At 36.0% G+C, this 14,150-nt stretch carries 18 protein-coding genes; 13 read left to right on the plus strand and 5 right to left on the minus strand.

Annotation, left to right across the window (positions count from 1 at the left end; genetic code table 11):
• Nucleotides 1–37 precede the first annotated feature (37 nt).
• Entirely contained in the window at nt 38–364 is a 327-nt protein-coding gene (locus tag J5J05_RS08070; protein WP_208560176.1) for a helix-turn-helix domain-containing protein, read from the minus strand.
• Nucleotides 365–539: 175 nt separating this feature from the next.
• On the opposite strand from J5J05_RS08070, the gene rpsP reads away from it, so the two are divergent.
• From rpsP to J5J05_RS08135, 13 genes are all read left to right on the plus strand, one after another.
• Nucleotides 540–812, plus strand: a complete 273-nt coding sequence (gene rpsP, locus J5J05_RS08075; protein ID WP_208560177.1) for a 30S ribosomal protein S16 — start codon at nt 540–542, stop codon at nt 810–812.
• Between the two features lie 67 nt (nt 813–879).
• Entirely contained in the window at nt 880–1,125 is a 246-nt protein-coding gene (locus J5J05_RS08080) for a KH domain-containing protein (protein WP_208560178.1), read from the plus strand.
• Between the two features lie 152 nt (nt 1,126–1,277).
• Complete coding sequence (gene rimM / locus J5J05_RS08085) at nt 1,278–1,790, plus strand: ribosome maturation factor RimM (protein WP_208560211.1); 513 nt, start codon at nt 1,278–1,280, stop codon at nt 1,788–1,790.
• Nucleotides 1,787–2,536, plus strand: a complete 750-nt coding sequence (trmD, locus tag J5J05_RS08090) for a tRNA (guanosine(37)-N1)-methyltransferase TrmD (protein ID WP_208560179.1) — start codon at nt 1,787–1,789, stop codon at nt 2,534–2,536. The genes rimM and trmD overlap by 4 nt, the downstream gene beginning before the upstream one ends.
• Nucleotides 2,537–2,679: 143 nt before the next feature.
• Entirely contained in the window at nt 2,680–3,030 is a 351-nt protein-coding gene (gene rplS / locus J5J05_RS08095; protein WP_208560180.1) for a 50S ribosomal protein L19, read from the plus strand.
• 102 nt (nt 3,031–3,132) lie between these two features.
• On the plus strand, nt 3,133–3,918 hold the full coding sequence (locus J5J05_RS08100) for an alpha/beta fold hydrolase (protein WP_208560181.1): 786 nt from the start codon (nt 3,133–3,135) through the stop codon (nt 3,916–3,918).
• Between the two features lie 208 nt (nt 3,919–4,126).
• Nucleotides 4,127–4,612, plus strand: a complete 486-nt coding sequence (locus J5J05_RS08105; protein ID WP_208560182.1) for a hypothetical protein — start codon at nt 4,127–4,129, stop codon at nt 4,610–4,612.
• Nucleotides 4,613–4,623: 11 nt separating this feature from the next.
• Nucleotides 4,624–5,055: an OsmC family protein gene (locus J5J05_RS08110; protein WP_244244672.1), complete on the plus strand. Its 432-nt coding sequence runs from the start codon at nt 4,624–4,626 to the stop codon at nt 5,053–5,055.
• Between the two features lie 122 nt (nt 5,056–5,177).
• Nucleotides 5,178–5,681, plus strand: a complete 504-nt coding sequence (locus J5J05_RS08115; RefSeq protein WP_208560184.1) for a hypothetical protein — start codon at nt 5,178–5,180, stop codon at nt 5,679–5,681.
• 32 nt (nt 5,682–5,713) lie between these two features.
• The gene (locus J5J05_RS08120; RefSeq protein WP_208560185.1) at nt 5,714–6,532 is read left to right on the plus strand and encodes a nucleotidyltransferase domain-containing protein; all 819 of its coding nucleotides are present in this window, start codon (nt 5,714–5,716) and stop codon (nt 6,530–6,532) included.
• Between the two features lie 122 nt (nt 6,533–6,654).
• Nucleotides 6,655–9,546 carry an insulinase family protein gene (locus J5J05_RS08125; protein ID WP_208560186.1) on the plus strand — a complete coding sequence of 964 codons (2,892 nt, stop codon included), beginning with the start codon at nt 6,655–6,657 and terminating at the stop codon, nt 9,544–9,546.
• A 322-nt stretch (nt 9,547–9,868) separates the two neighbouring features.
• A complete protein-coding gene (locus J5J05_RS08130) occupies nt 9,869–10,576 on the plus strand; it encodes a hypothetical protein (RefSeq protein WP_208560187.1) in 708 nt (235 codons plus the stop codon).
• A 261-nt stretch (nt 10,577–10,837) separates the two neighbouring features.
• Nucleotides 10,838–11,101, plus strand: a complete 264-nt coding sequence (locus J5J05_RS08135) for a hypothetical protein (RefSeq protein ID WP_208560188.1) — start codon at nt 10,838–10,840, stop codon at nt 11,099–11,101.
• A gap of 642 nt (nt 11,102–11,743) precedes the next feature.
• On the opposite strand, the gene J5J05_RS08140 is transcribed toward J5J05_RS08135, so the two are convergent.
• From J5J05_RS08140 to J5J05_RS08155, 4 genes are all read right to left on the minus strand, one after another.
• Nucleotides 11,744–12,262 (minus strand): GNAT family N-acetyltransferase, encoded by a 519-nt coding sequence (locus tag J5J05_RS08140; RefSeq protein ID WP_208560189.1) that lies wholly within the window; start codon nt 12,260–12,262, stop codon nt 11,744–11,746.
• A gap of 17 nt (nt 12,263–12,279) precedes the next feature.
• The gene (locus J5J05_RS12760; RefSeq protein WP_244244673.1) at nt 12,280–12,522 is read right to left on the minus strand and encodes a hypothetical protein; all 243 of its coding nucleotides are present in this window, start codon (nt 12,520–12,522) and stop codon (nt 12,280–12,282) included.
• Nucleotides 12,523–13,227: 705 nt separating this feature from the next.
• Entirely contained in the window at nt 13,228–13,878 is a 651-nt protein-coding gene (locus J5J05_RS08150) for an alpha/beta hydrolase (protein WP_208560191.1), read from the minus strand.
• On the minus strand, nt 13,830–14,135 hold the full coding sequence (locus tag J5J05_RS08155; RefSeq protein WP_208560192.1) for a hypothetical protein: 306 nt from the start codon (nt 14,133–14,135) through the stop codon (nt 13,830–13,832). The genes J5J05_RS08150 and J5J05_RS08155 overlap by 49 nt, the downstream gene beginning before the upstream one ends.
• Nucleotides 14,136–14,150: the final 15 nt, after the last annotated feature.

The raw sequence follows: 14,150 nt of genomic DNA on the forward strand, positions 1-14,150 counted from the left end.
AAAGACAAACGACTAATCCGTTTGTCTTTGCGTTTTTTTATTCATGTTTTTCAAGATAAGCTAACAGTTTTGCTAACTCTTGCTCGTCAGCAGAATCTTCATTATTAATCAGGACAGATAATCGATTTTGGTTGATTCCAATTTCTTGACTCAGTTCTTCTAACGACAAATTCTTGGAGAATTGAATATCCTCGATTCTTGTCATATATACAATTGTTTCTATTTTACTATCTGACATCTCCCCTGCTAGATTATAATTAGATTCTATGATTTCTTTTATAGAAAATAGATCTAAGAACTTACCTATACTTTTAGTAATCATTTGAATTTGTCGTGTAAGATAATCTTGGTCTTCGATACTCATACAATATACTCCTTTAGTTAGTAGTTTTTATAAGATAATTTTTTCTGTAAAGAAAAAACACTTTACAAGGTTTGGTAACCATGATATGATAAGACTCGTGAGATTGAGAGAAGGCAAAGTCAAAGCGTAAATACGCTAGACCGATGCTGGATACTACAGGAGGTGCAAGTAAAACATGGCAGTAAAAATTCGTATGAAACGTATGGGTTCTAAAAGAAAACCTTTTTACCGTTTAGTTGTTGCGGATTCTCGTGCTCCACGTGATGGTCGTATTATTGAAGCTGTTGGGACTTATAACCCAGTTTCAGAACCAGCTAAAGTGGACGTAAACGAAGAACTCGTTTTAAAATGGCTAAGAGATGGCGCTAAACCATCTGATACAGTTAAAAATCTTCTTTCTAAAGAAGGAATTATGAAAAAATTCCACGACGAGAAAAGAAGCAAATAATGAACAAATGCACTTGCCTGGTTCATGCTAATCAGGTAAGTGATCCTACATAAAAGAGGATGGTACTATGACTGATCAGAAAATGAGAGAATTGATTTTTACAATTGTCAATCCGTTAGTCAGTCATCCAGATGATGTCAAGCTTGATTTGCAAGACACCGATGATTTTCATGAATATTTATTGTCGGTTCATCCTGATGATGTCGGTCGTGTGATTGGAAAGAAAGGGCGAATTGCTAAAGCGATTCGTGCGATTGTCTATAGTATCCAATTTGACGGGCCAAAACGTGTGCGTTTAACAATTGTAGATTAATACAATTATCTATCAATAAGTATACTATTATTTAGACGTTAGTTTTAACAATCCATGTAAAACATTTGAAGGTTCATAGTGAATGGGGATGCCTCTGAGGAGAACATCCTCATTTTGTTGTATTATATAATAAATCACGGTATAGGAGAAGGATAATGGAATTTTATGATGTAGGAAAAATCGTCAATACACATGGTTTAAAAGGTGAGGTGCGTGTCATCTCTGTGACTAGTAACCCTGAAGATCGCTATTATGCTGGGGCACCTTTAAGCTGGTTTAAAGACGAGGAACAACTTGATTTGACTGTCCGCACACATCGGGTCCATAAAAACTTCGACCTGGTTGCTTTTGAAGACTTCCCATCTATCAATGATGTTGAGCGTTTGGTAGGCGGCACATTGAAAGTAGGCGACAACCAGTTATTGGAACTTGAAGAAAACGAATTTTACTTACATGAGATCGTTGGATGTGCGGTAGTTGACGAATCAGGTGAACAGTTGGGTAAAATCAAAGAGGTATTATCCACTGGTGCAAATGATGTATGGATCGTTCAGAGACCCAACAAAAAGGATTTACTTTTACCTTATATCGAATCAGTGATCTTAAACGTTGATATCGAAAATCAGCAAGTAACAGTCCATGTGATGGAAGGGTTAGATGAATGAAAATAGATGTCGTTACATTGTTTCCTGAGATGTTTGATGGTCCACTCAATCATTCTATCATGAAACGCGCGATCGATAAGGAACTACTAGAAGTGAACAAAGTAAACTTTAGACGCTTCGGTGATGGTAAACATCAACATGTCGATGATACACCGTATGGTGGTGGTGCGGGCATGCTTTTAAAACCAGAGCCCATTTTTCAATCTATTGAAGAAATCGAACAAAGAGAACCAATGACTAAAAAAAGAATTATTTTGATGGATCCTGCGGGTAAACCATTTGATCAAAAAATGGCCGAAGAATTTTCAAAAGAAGAGCACTTGGTTTTTATCTGTGGACATTACGAAGGCTATGACGAACGGATTCGTAGTCTTGTAACGGATGAGGTCTCCTTAGGTGATTATGTGCTCACAGGTGGTGAATTAGCGTCTATGGTCATGATGGACGCTGCTGTTCGTTTGATTCCAGGTGTTTTGGGGAATGAAGTCTCTGCTGAAACAGATTCGCATTCGAGTGGATTGTTAGAACACCCGCATTACACACGACCTGCAGAGTATAAAGGTATGGCTGTTCCACCTGTTTTAATGAATGGAAACCATAAGCTTATAGAAGAATGGCGTCATAAAGAATCCCTAAAAAGAACTTTCCAAAGACGCCCTGATATGCTCGAAAAGCGAAGCTTAACGCCTCAGGAAATACAATGGATTTCAGAATGGTCAGGTGCGCCAGATAACAATAATCAATAGAGAATTTCAGAAAATCAAGTAAATAACCTTTACAGCTTAAAGATATTATGTTAGAGTTAATAGTCGAGTGGGCAACCACTTGTATTTGACAATATTCCGCTGAGACAGGCTCTTATGAGTATTGCGCGAAAGGAGTAGTTAAAATGAATCCATTAATTCAAAACATCACTAAAGAACAACTACGTAGTGATCTTCCTGACTTCCGTCCTGGAGATACTGTTCGTGTTCACGCACGTATCGTAGAGGGTACTCGTGAGCGTATCCAGATTTTTGAAGGCGTCGTGATTGGTCGTCGTGGTCAAGGCATCAGCGAAATGTACACTGTTCGTAAAGTATCGAACGGAGTAGGCGTTGAGCGTACTTTCCCATTACACTCACCACGTGTTGCAGAAATCGAAGTGACTCGTCAAGGACGTGTACGTCGTGCTAAATTGTACTACCTACGTAACTTACGTGGTAAAGCTGCACGTATTCAAGAACGTTCTCGTCGTTAATTCAGACAAGTACCTTCTTAAAACCTACCATCTCGGTATAGAGATGGTAGGTTTTTTTGTTATCAATAGCGTATACTATAGAAAAATAAATAGGAGGTCAAGATGTTGGAATCATACATAACTACTGAAACGTTTACCCTCTCACTCGATAAAGCAGGAGAAGGAGAGGTCATCTTACTTCTTCATGCTGGTATAGTGGATAGAAGAATGTGGGAGAATGAAATGCAGTATTTGAAAAAACAAGCTTGTGTCATCAATATTGATTTACCAGGTTATGGAAATAGTGAAATTACTGGGCAGACAATAGATTACGTACAAGTAATTGCTTCCGTCATCGAGCATTTTCAGTTAAAGAAAGTGACGATAATGGCTGCTTCATTTGGAGGTAAAGTTGCACTTGATTACGCACTGCTTTATCCAGAGAAAATTGAACGGTTGATGCTAGTATCTCCAGCTGTGAGTGGCTGGACAGATTCGATGGAGCTCAGTGATTATGAAGAAATAGAAGAGAGTTTGGATGATTCAGCATCATTGCTGGGCTTGATCGATCAGTTCTGGTTCGTGAGGAACCGTCCCCTAGAACAAATAAGGCACCATCATTCTTTTATAAGAAGGATGATCAAAGACAATTTATCACTCATTAACGACGAGGTAGAAGAGTGTTCTCTTGTTGAAAATAGTCTTCAGCAATTAAATCAGTTAACGATGCCGATGCTTATCATAAATGGCGCAAAAGATGTCCCAGATTTCCTTGAGATAGGTGAACAGATTCATAAAAGCGCTCAAGCTACTGAAAGGATTATTTTCCCTGACGCAACCCATCTTCCTAATCTCGATGATCCAATAAGATTCAAAGAAAGCCTTTTAATTTTTTTAGGAAAAAACTAAACTCCTCTTAAATAGCTATTGCAGAGGCAAGTATCTATTCTCTGTACAAAAAATTGCTTTTGGAGCATAGATCTTCTGCTTGATATAAAGAAATGAATCATTCGTTTACAATAATTAGTGAACTACTCTGTTAATAAAGCGCAATCTACGTTATAATTGAAAGTGAGAATTTAATGAAAACACGAAATGAAACTACTGGAGGATTTTGATGAGTACAATTACTGACAATTTCAAAGCACTAGCTGAAGAAAAACAGATTCAATTCAAAACGAAAGAAGTTCCAGCACCAGTTCGCAACAAAGATGGAGAAACAACAGAACAAAAGCAGATTCTTTTCCAATCTGCGTTACGCGTAACAAAAGATAAACCAGTTGGCTGTGCCGTTATTATTCACGATGCATCAGTTGAACGCGTTAATTACCAAATTACTTACAACAAAATCGGTTATGTAACAGACCGCAATAAATTACCCGACATTCTAGCCGCGTTAAATGAATTAAATGCGATGAGATCTGGCTACTATCGTTTCTTAGTATCAGGTGATGGGGAGATTTTCATGCGTTTCTTAGGCATTACCAGCGAAGACGTTCGACCAGTGATGGATGTCTTTATATTCGGTGGTCGCATCTTACGTGCGCTCTTACCAGAGCTAGAGAAGATGGAAGGAATCGATCTAACACCTAGAAAAGCATAGAGGGATAAATGATGGATAAACCACTTTTTGAAACAACTGTAGTCAATAATGAAGGCGTAGATGGTGTAGCCTACGTGGATGAGCCAACAGGACTTCGTGTTATTACATCTAGTCCAACCACACAAGCACCTGGTACAAATCCAGAGGAATTGTTTGGTCTAGCCATAACGACTTGTCTGAATGCGACCATACAGTCATTATTAAAAGCAAGAGGTGCTTCTAATAAAAGTCAGGTAACGAGTAACATTCAATTGAAACGTGAACAGAACGGTATTGGTTTTTACTTTAATGTCGACATTTACGCTAGTATTGAAAATCTGTCTTTAGAAGAAGCCACACAAATCATTTTATCCGCTGAAAAACGGTGTCCTGTATCCAAGCTAACAAAGGGCGCTGAAACATTAACGATTCATACAGTTGATTACAAAGACACGCATGAATAAATCAGCAATAGAACTCAGTAGGATTGATATCGTCATCAATCCTACTGAGTTCTTATTTTCTTTGTTTAAAGAGCGGTTATTCGACCGCGCAATACCGAATATGAAATAAGAGAGTGAATAATATGGGAAATGTAAATAAAGAAGATTTTTATTATGGGGCTTTTTTATCTAAATTGACAAAAGCTGGTACGATACCGGTACTGATCAAAACGACGGAAGATGGTTTGTTTTATCGATTGCAATCTCAAGGCGCTGATACTGAGCAGATTGTATTGATGAAATACCGATCGACACCAGATCATAACGGGACCAAGGTCAAACGGTGGGACTTTTCTTTCACCAAAATGGAAGTAGATCAACTCAAAGCTTATCATGAAAAAGGCATCCAACATTTGACCGCTTTGATCGGTGGCGTGCATAGTCAGTTACCACAAAGTGAAATTGCTGTGTTAGACTTCGACGAAACCATTGCTTGTATTGGTCTGACTTATACGTCGGGAGAATCAAGACGCATTACTGTTAGACAAGAAAAATTTGCGCCAGGACTAAAAGTATATGGAACAAGTCTGGCTGATAAGGACTTCATTAGAGTAGATAGAGACTTTCATAGTCGATTCTTAGTGTAATTCAAAAGATTTCTTTATAAGGTTGGGATTAGATGGATGAACGAACGCGATATTTAGAAGCATTGTTACAACAACTAAAAGAGTCAGTTGATATCCAAGCCATCTTTTTAGGCGGATCACTGGCAAATGGAACAGCAGATGATTATTCTGATATCGATTTGAGAATCATAGTATCAGATTTAGTAGATAGGCGTTCATATCTGGAAGCATTCGTAGCTTCACAGCCCGATATCCTATTCGTTGAAAACCTATCGAGAACGTACACTGTCGTCCATTTTAAGGCGTTCTTCAAATTAGACCTCTTTGCCTATAAGAAAGAAGAGGTCATAGCAAGTACATGGTTGAATCGTATAACCATTATCAAAGATACCCACGATCAGTATCTTGCTAAAATTAAAGACCATTCTAAGACGTTAGTATTTGAACCTACTCAAGAGCTGTTTAACCAACTAATGAATAAGTATATCGCTTATCTTCATGAGGGTTACAGAAAAGGTCAGAGAGGAGCAATGCTTTTTGTTGAGCAATGCCTATTGCATATGAAACATATCCTACTCTCGCTTTATCGCTTACTGGCAAAACAAGAACCGAACAGTTTAGGAGATTGGAGTAAGTATGAAGGACCGCATAGTCGATTCACCGTTGAACAAACAGCTTCTATACGAGCTTGCCGTTTAAATGGAGAAAAAACACTTGCTGATACCATTCAAGCATTAAATCATGATGTCAGAAAACATGCTTTGCTACTTGCTCGTGAACAGGGCCTTACATTTGATGCTGAAATGTTTGACGAAGCTTGTCAGTTAGTGGACTTTCAAGGAATATCATTAATTAAAGAAAAGGATGAATAGAGACGATGGCTATTGTCTTCTCCGTTCAGACAACTAACCCAGTAAATAATGATTCTGGTTTTTAATAAATAGTGTTAGAATTGATATAGAAATAATACGTATACAGAGGAGAGTCAACTTTTATGAGCTTTCAATCACTAGAAACGAAAGAACTGACAGATATTCAGTCAGTTGGTACATTATATGAACACGAAGAAACGGGGGCTAAGGTCCTTTATTTAAAAAATGATGACCCAAATAAGTCCTTTACAATTGGATTTAAAACACCACCTTACAATGATAATGGGATTGCGCATATTTTGGAACATTCAGTCTTGAACGGTTCTGAAAAATACCCTTCGAAAGAACCGTTTGTTGAATTAATCAAAGGGTCTTTAAATACCTTTGTTAATGCGATGACTTTTTCTGATAAAACCATCTATCCTGTTGCTTCAACCAATCAAAAAGATTTTAAACACTTGATGGGTGTTTATTTGGATGCTGTATTCAAACCGAATCTTTATACAGATGAACAGATTTTGGAACAAGAAGGTTGGCACTATCATTTAGAAGATGCAGAAGATGAGTTGATCTATAAAGGCGTTGTTTATAACGAGATGAAAGGTGCAACGGCTTCTCCTGAACGACAAGTGTACCAAAGCTTGATTAGCCATTTATATCCCGAAAGCATTTATAGCTACGAATCTGGCGGAGAGCCACAAGCGATTCCAAGTCTTACACATAAAGAATTCGTTGAATTTCATGAAAATTATTATCACCCAAGCAATTCATTGACAATCTTATACGGGGATTTAGATATTGATGAAGCTTTTGCTTCCCTAGAAGCTTACTTTGATGGAATGGGGAAAAAAGAGCCGGTTGATTTATCGATTGAAGTTTCTGAACCTGCCCAAAAGGTCTATGAAGGTACTTACTCTATTACTGAGGGCGATACACCTGAAGGAAAAGATTTCTTGGCTTTAGGATGGCATGTTGCTTCTCAAGATAATCCATTAGATAAATATGGCTTAGAAGTCTTACAAGAGATTTTATTTGGTAGTAACCAGGCGCCACTTAAAAAAGCCTTACTGGATGCAGAAATCGGTGGCGATATCGATGGAGATGTAGATGATATCGGCTTTCCAACAGCTTTTACTATTTTGTCTAAATATGCAGATGCTAGCAAAATGGATAAACTCAAACAAGTGGTCGAAGAAACCTTATCTACACTCGCTAAAGACGGTATCAATAAAGAATTAATCGAAGGTGCTTTAAACAAAATCACGTTCCAGACTAAAGAGGCTGCTATTTCAGAAGACAATCCTAGAGGGGTCATCTATGCTATACGCTCATTAAGTACTTGGTTATACGAAAAAGATCCTTTCGTCTATTTGTCATTCTCAACCTATTTGGATCAATTGAGAGAACAAGCTGATAATGGCTACTTCGAGAAATTGATTACAGATAAAATACTGAATAACCCTATTCGAGTTGAAGTAACCTTAACAGCTGAACCAGGTAAGAACGATAAGCTAGAAGCTGAGACTTTAGAGAAGTTACAAGCCTATAAAGCAGAAATGTCTGAAGAAGACATTGAAGCGATCGTAACGAAAACAAAAGCTTTGATCAAACGCCAAGAGACACCAGATAGTCCTGAAGATCTAGCGAAAATCCCGACGTTAACGAGAGAAGATTTAAATACTGAAGTAGAAAATTACCCGTTAGAAGCCTCTACAATTTTTGAAAATACGCGTTTTTATCATGCTGATCAGTTTACTTCTGGTATTGACTACATCAACCTGTATTTCGATATGAGTGATTTCAAACAAGAAGACTATCCATTACTAGGTTACTTGAGTAAACTTCTTAGCAGACTAGGAACGAAAAACTATGATGTGGCGACACTTCAAAGACAAAGTGATTTGCACACAGGTGGTATCTACGCAACAATGGATATCTTTGAAAACCTAGAAGGCGAACTGAAACCTCAATTTGTCATAAGAGGGAAGGGTTTGGCCGATTTCTCTGAGAAAGTCATTGAGTTGATGCATGAAATCATGGCACACACTGCGTTTACAGATAAGGCTGAGATGCTAAAAATCACGCAACGTTCTATTTCTAATTTCGAAAATGCTATCAACTATCGAGCACATGTTCTAGCAGCGAATAGAGCGTTGAGTCAAATTAAGCCATCTTCTAAATTAAATGAACTAGCTGGCGGTATAGATCAATTCGGTCATTTAAAATCTATTCGTGATGATTTAAAAGCTGGGGAAGTTAATGAATTAGCTGAGCAATTACAGGTACTGTTAGCGAAGATACTAAACAAGAAACGCATGACCGTTCTTTATGTAGGGGAAAGTGAGCGTGTAGCACCGATTAAAGCCCAACTTGAAACAGCCTTTTCAGCTATTTCTGATAATGATATGGGTGAAAAAACAGTATTTGAAGCAGGTTCGCTGATTAAAGAAGCCTATGTTACTGCTCAAGACGTAAACTATGTCAGTACAGCAGCAGATGCGACTGGGATTATACCATTTACTGGCTCTACGAGCGTACTTGGAACTGTCTTTAGGTTTGATTATCTATGGAATGAAATTCGCGTAAAAGGTGGCGCATATGGCTCGCTGTATAATCACCGTAGAAATGGTAACTTTGCACTGGGTTCATATCGAGATCCTAACATCAGTAAAACATTAAATATTTATCAACAGTTACCAAGTTTTATTGAAAAACTGACTTTATCTGAATCTGAACTGGTTAAGTACATCATTGGGACAATGAGCCCACTAGAACAACCAAATTCTGCTTTCAGTAAAGGGTTGATTGCCTATGAGCGTATGAACAGAGGCTTGAAACAAGCAGATATCAAACAATTGAAAGAAGAGATTCTCTCAACTACGTCCAATGATTTAGTTGCACTAGCAGATGATTACAGAAAAGTACTGGAAAAAAGTACCGTTGTTGTTATAGGAAATAAAGCTCAAATTGAAAAAGAAAAAGCGCTATTTGATAAAGTGATTGAACTTTATTAATTAACTGAATCTTGACGACCTCCATATAGAGGTCGTCTTTTTTATGGAATATAGCATGATCGTAGTGGGCGAACGAAGGGCATTTATGAAATGAATATGCTAAACTAACTATACAACTATCTTATTTCTATTCGTATGCCCTCCTTCTTTTTATTTTAAAGTAGAGGAGAGAAGAAGGGGGGCAACTAATAGAAACTATAGAAAAAGGGATGATTCTATTTTTACATTAGGCAGAAAAATTGATTTAGGGTATAAAACGAATATAATCATCGTCCTTTTTACACTCACAACATTTGCTGTAGGGTGGGCGATTTCCGGAGAAATGGGCACTGGTTTTACTCTAGGCATAGGCGTATTTCTGGCGTGGGCTCTGACTAGAGAAGTTGATCCGGCAAACAACTATTCAGCATTTATTGCGGCTGCTTTATCTCTTTTACATTACTTTTTTACGGGGGAATCGCAGTTTCTATTAATCGCTTGGGTGCTTTTGATTCTTAGAGTGATTAATGGTATTTCAGGAAAAGCGTTGACTATAATTGATCTGATAGTGGCACTTAGTTTCACAATCTATCTTTCAATTAGCAATGAAAATAGTCTGTTTTTAATCATTTTAGCTATAACTACAGTAGGTCTTTACAATATTAGGGAACGAAAAAAAACTGCAATAATCGTTGGCATTTTGAGTACTGTGTTGTATATCATACAACTTCTTTATTTTGATTACTTTACATTCAATACATTAGATCAGATTAAACCATTGTTTGTACTAATGGTGATAGCCTCCATTGTATTTGCATTCTTTTCTAAGTTTCTAAAAATAGAAAAAGCCAACGACGATAAAAACAATCAGGCAGATCCTAAAAAAATACGGTTTGGACAGATTATGTATAGTTTAATACTTATATTACTGGTCTTCTTTAGTAATGCGACTGCTAGCCACTTCGTTATGCATTTATCGGTTATTGGCGGTAGCTTACTATATTTTATTGGACATCAAATTAGCATTCACTTAAAAGGAAACTTGAACTAATATCTTTCCAATAAGCTCAATCAAATTGTTTTAAAAAGCTGAAGCGGAAAGTATCTAGGTAAAGATACTTTCCGCTTCAGCTTTTTTATTACATACATTAAAATTTTTCGTTTAGAAAAGAGGGAAGAAGGAGGTAGAGGAGAGGAACAAAATGATTAATGAGTAAAGACTAACTTACTTATAACGGAAAGGACTTTAAGAAACTTAATCTTTTTTTAAATCCAATCATTTAGGATTAATGAAGGGCGGGATATGAAGGGTATGAAAAAACTTAAAATAGCAAATTTTATACTGGTAACGTCAGTAGTAACATTGATAATAGGATACTGTTTATGGGCAGTATTGATACCTATGCAAGACGCTAATGAAATAAATAGAGAAGACATCATTCGACTTCAACAAGAAGTTGCATTTAATTATCCATTAGGTAGATTTTTATTGTACGTTGGATTTATCGGAATTGGAGTTTCTTTCGTATTTTATGGTAAACATTTATATGTGAAACTTAGAGATTTACGAAGTTAGAGCTGTGCAGTATCTTAGCTTAAAAGCTGGAAAAAGTTCAGATAATCTCAACGAAATTTATATATACCTTTGTTATTTGGTCAAATTTATCAGTAATTATATGCAATTATATGTGCCATGATTATTCAAGATTTGAACAACATATATATAAATTAAGAACAAATCTGAATCATTAAAATCAATTTATTCTATAATAGTAAATCTTTTAAAGTAAAACAATTTAATTTCAATAACGAAAATTTTAAGTGATATTTTTAAGTGATATTGCTGTTATAAAATACTTAGTAGCCTGTAAATCGCTAATTAGAAAAACTAAAGCTTATACGTAATCAATATTTATCAATATTTCGAAATAAATTATTGATTGATTGATATCAAAGTTTGTTCATTCTAGGCTAAGTGCTAAATTGCAAATAATTAAAATTAAAGGTAAGAGGCTATTTAATTATTTTTTATCTAAAATACAAAATAATTGAATTAAATGAATTCTAAATAGTCTATTCATTAATAGACTATTTTTTTAATTTAGTTTACATAATATATATTATACAAAGTAGATTATATGAAATGAGTCCGCTTCTCAATCGGTCTAAATTGAATTCCAATTGAAATTCAATTTAGACCGATTGATTAAGTATAAAATTAGATCATTGAAATATTATTCCAACCGTAAATTGCTTCTTCTAACGAATCATCATGTACCATTAATTGTTTAGATTCCAAATATCGACCACCAAGTTTTTCGTAGAATTTTGTGGCTGGATTATCCGATAATACTTGAACAAGCATTTTTTGATGATTGCGTTCCAACAATTCATTTATACAAGCTTTAATTAACTTTTTACCCAGTTGTTTGCCTTGATAAGTTTTAAGAATATAAATCGCATGTAGCTCACAATCGTATGCTTTGAATAACTTATCGTCCAATCGATTTTCACCAGCTGTTACATAGCCTACAATTATATCGTCGTTAGCTATTGCTACGTAACTAACTGGCTTACGTTCTCTAAAGTATTTTTTAAATCTATCAGTATATAAATCGTAATTCATCTGATTTAGGAATTCTTCTGGAACAATCCCTTTATATGTACTTTGCCAGCTATCAACTTGTACCTTAGCAATTTGGGCAGCATCTTCAATAGTTGTTTTGAGTATGTACATTTTAATCACTTCCTTAATCATTCATACCAATCGTAATACTCTCTACCTTTGAGTTCGACGTGAACATCCAATCGCTTTAAATCATTTTCAAAGTTTTCTTTAGTTACATAAACTTCATATTCTGTAGTATCCTTATTGATTATATAATACATTAACGGCGTGTTTTCTGAATGATCATGCCGCCCAGTTGCTACAATATAATGATCATTCCAAGCGAATTCATCAAGTTCTCTTCCGTAAGATTTAGTATAAGTATTCATGTCCTTACGATCATTGTATGTAATAAAAGCGTAATTTGCTGAGATAGATATAAATTTGAAATGATCATCTATTATTATAGTATTCGCAGAATAACTTGAATTTTTAGCTCTAAATTTATTTTCAGGATTGGTCCAGTGATCAAGAAAATGATTAATTAATATACACGAGATAATGAACAAAAAGAAGCTGCTTAAAATGATTGGCTTAAGGTATTTCATATCTATCACCTCAAAAAAATTTTAATTCATGTTTACGATAACATTAAATACTTAAGGAATAATAATTTTGTTCTGTCAGTAAAGCTAAACTGCGAATATTAAAATCAATTATAAAATTCTTCATATCTTTCAGCTGTTACGATTTGTCCAATGGAAACATTCAAATGCTTTGTTCAATAAAAAATTGAATCCATTTGTTGATTGCATCTTTAGTAATACGCTTAGCGGAATGACAAGCAATTTACCGGCGATATACTGCGTGTTTTCTGAGAGCATCTTTAATTCTACAAGGTGCTAATATCATTCTAACCCTATCTGATCTGAACCTTAATCAATGTACGCCATACTAGTTCACGGTCTTTTTCCCTCGTTTCTAACAAAATATTACCTTCTCCAAAGAATAGAATCCTATAAAAACCAAAATAAAAGAGTAGTAATCATCAATTCATTACTACTCTACTCGCTTTCTATTCTTCTAATAGTAACCTACTGTATACATGCTTCTATAAAGTCAATCATAATACGAGAAACTTCTTCCGTGTAAAAGGTTGGTCCACCATGATCTGCACCATCTACACAGTAAAACGTGGCTTGAACTTCCTTCTCCTTACAAAATTCATACAGTTCTACACTCTGTTCAAACGGAACTAGCGTGTCTTTGTTGCCATGTATGATTAGTAAAGGAACTAATTCTTCTGCTTGCTTGATGTAATAAGGAACTGATGCTTTTTCAGCGACTTCAGGATACTCTTCTGGTAAGCGACCACCAATAATCAAACTATCTGGACTAGTGGGTTTTCGGTGATCTACACCTGATTCTTTATTGTATATAGTGAGTAAATCATATACGCCATAAAGATTGATGCAGCCTCTGATTTCTGGCAATGGTACTTCTGACGTATCTAGTACTGGTTTGTTCCAAGTTGACCATGCCATCAAGGCTGTATGACCTCCACTGGAATCACCACAAAGTAATAAACGGTCAACATCAATCTCGAGTTCTTCTGCGTGTTTCGCTAAATATCTTACAGCCATCTTAGCATCTTCGACTTGGCTAGGGAAAATTGCATCAGGTAATGGCGCATATTCTATAATGGCCATCGCATAACCTGCAGTAACGATATCTTTAAATTCCATGTCCCATTAAGGTCTTGCTCGAACCAAGCAGAGCCTTGGATATGGATAAATAAAGGAAACGGCTTAATCGGCTTTAGCGTATTAGGATACACCATGCGAATTCTCAAATTTCGTCCATTCTTCCGCTGATAAACAAGATCTTCTTTTACGATTCTAGCCCCGACATTGTCCATCTTGGCTTTGATCGTCTTCATACCTGTCGCTTTAGCCGTTGACTTCGGCATCGTTTGCGTATCGTACTTCATTTCAAATTCCATTTATTTTCCTCCCTT

This window comes from Marinilactibacillus kalidii (assembly GCF_017599325.1).
Classification (GTDB): Bacteria; Bacillota; Bacilli; order Lactobacillales; family Carnobacteriaceae_A; genus Marinilactibacillus; species Marinilactibacillus kalidii.

Excerpts from the sequence above, each read along its gene's own strand:
- J5J05_RS08070 (WP_208560176.1), bottom strand. The coding sequence starts at position 364 with ATGAGTATCGAAGACCAAGATTATCTTACACGACAAATTCAAATGATT.
- rpsP (WP_208560177.1), top strand. The coding sequence starts at position 540 with ATGGCAGTAAAAATTCGTATGAAACGTATGGGTTCTAAAAGAAAACCT.
- J5J05_RS08080 (WP_208560178.1), top strand. The coding sequence starts at position 880 with ATGACTGATCAGAAAATGAGAGAATTGATTTTTACAATTGTCAATCCG.
- trmD (WP_208560179.1), top strand. The coding sequence starts at position 1,787 with ATGAAAATAGATGTCGTTACATTGTTTCCTGAGATGTTTGATGGTCCA.
- rplS (WP_208560180.1), top strand. The coding sequence starts at position 2,680 with ATGAATCCATTAATTCAAAACATCACTAAAGAACAACTACGTAGTGAT.
- J5J05_RS08100 (WP_208560181.1), top strand. The coding sequence starts at position 3,133 with ATGTTGGAATCATACATAACTACTGAAACGTTTACCCTCTCACTCGAT.
- J5J05_RS08105 (WP_208560182.1), top strand. The coding sequence starts at position 4,127 with ATGAGTACAATTACTGACAATTTCAAAGCACTAGCTGAAGAAAAACAG.
- J5J05_RS08110 (WP_244244672.1), top strand. The coding sequence starts at position 4,624 with ATGGATAAACCACTTTTTGAAACAACTGTAGTCAATAATGAAGGCGTA.
- J5J05_RS08115 (WP_208560184.1), top strand. The coding sequence starts at position 5,178 with ATGGGAAATGTAAATAAAGAAGATTTTTATTATGGGGCTTTTTTATCT.
- J5J05_RS08120 (WP_208560185.1), top strand. The coding sequence starts at position 5,714 with ATGGATGAACGAACGCGATATTTAGAAGCATTGTTACAACAACTAAAA.
- J5J05_RS08125 (WP_208560186.1), top strand. The coding sequence starts at position 6,655 with ATGAGCTTTCAATCACTAGAAACGAAAGAACTGACAGATATTCAGTCA.
- J5J05_RS08130 (WP_208560187.1), top strand. The coding sequence starts at position 9,869 with ATGGGCACTGGTTTTACTCTAGGCATAGGCGTATTTCTGGCGTGGGCT.
- J5J05_RS08135 (WP_208560188.1), top strand. The coding sequence starts at position 10,838 with ATGAAAAAACTTAAAATAGCAAATTTTATACTGGTAACGTCAGTAGTA.
- J5J05_RS08140 (WP_208560189.1), bottom strand. The coding sequence starts at position 12,262 with ATGTACATACTCAAAACAACTATTGAAGATGCTGCCCAAATTGCTAAG.
- J5J05_RS12760 (WP_244244673.1), bottom strand. The coding sequence starts at position 12,522 with ATGAATACTTATACTAAATCTTACGGAAGAGAACTTGATGAATTCGCT.
- J5J05_RS08150 (WP_208560191.1), bottom strand. The coding sequence starts at position 13,878 with ATGGAATTTAAAGATATCGTTACTGCAGGTTATGCGATGGCCATTATA.
- J5J05_RS08155 (WP_208560192.1), bottom strand. The coding sequence starts at position 14,135 with ATGGAATTTGAAATGAAGTACGATACGCAAACGATGCCGAAGTCAACG.